Source organism: Streptomyces sp. NPDC033229 (assembly GCF_055576875.1).
This window is the reverse complement of record NZ_JBVIQR010000220.1, coordinates 1-1,042: the sequence shown is the minus strand read 5'-3', so window position 1 is coordinate 1,042 and position 1,042 is coordinate 1. Positions and strand designations below refer to the sequence as shown.

General features: G+C 62.1%; 1 protein-coding gene. It reads left to right on the top strand.

Features of this window, described 5'->3' with window-relative positions:
• Positions 1-137 precede the first annotated feature (137 nt).
• The coding region (locus ACZ53N_RS37520; protein ID WP_469145154.1) for a hypothetical protein at positions 138-1,042 on the top strand (905 nt) is incomplete at its 3' end.

Sequence of the window (1,042 nt, the reverse complement as noted above, 5' to 3'; positions counted from 1 at the left end):
AACAAGGGCCTAGACAATCCTCATTCTCGCTGGTCAGAGGCACTTTCCGCTGACCTGATCACCAGCTGGACAGCCCGCTTCGTGAAAGCGCGAGGTTAGGCAAGCGTTGTGCAGGGCTGGCGTTATCGGCTGGCGTGGTGCTGTCGGTGACCGCGGGGGTGCTGGCGCCCGTGGCATGGGCGTCACCAGATCCGACGGTGGGCATTCTGTACTCGGTCAATGGCGGGCTAACGTGGGACAGCGATGTGACAGCCGATCCGGGCGATGAAGTACTGGCCCGGGTGTGGTACAACAACGACTCCGATAAGACCCTGGCCGACACCCAGCTTGTCACCGTTATCCCCGCGGGCTTCACTCTCAAGGATGACACGACCCGCGTCTGTCTCAGCCCAAGAACCGGAAGCTCTACGTCTCCTCAGTCGAGCCCGGCACAACCGGACTCGACGGAAGATAAATGCACCAAGCTCACCACTGCCGACGAGGCGCAGGTTTGGCCTGATAAACGAACCCTGGGCATCAGTCCAAGTGCGGGATTCTTCGGCCAGCGGCCCTACGACACCGCCGGTCCCCTTGCCATGGGCAAAAACCGCTACGTAAACCTGCACCAGTGCGGTTTCTTCAGCCCCACCTACAGCGAAGCCTGGACCACCTACCTGCCCAGGGGGCTCGACTCTCTGGGCCGTGACTGGAACACCGGGACAAACGCTTCCAACACAGCCGACTCCACCCTGAAATGCGGCGTAGGCGGCGGCACCTTCACAAACCACACCGACGAAAACGCCCTAAAAGCACTCGACACACTGGACACCACCCGGGGCCGGGGATTCGTCGAATTCAAAATGACCGCGCCGACGGTTGAGTCGACGACGTCGTTCACGCAGTCCGGGAATCTTGCCGGTACCAGCGCCCCGACCGCGGATGGGAAAGTGACGGTGCTGGCGAATCAGGTGGACTGGACGGCGAAGCCGAAGGATGAGGGGCGTGCGGTGGTGCCGGGGGCGGTGGTTCCGTTCTCGGTTGATTACGGGAAGCTGTCGGGTAC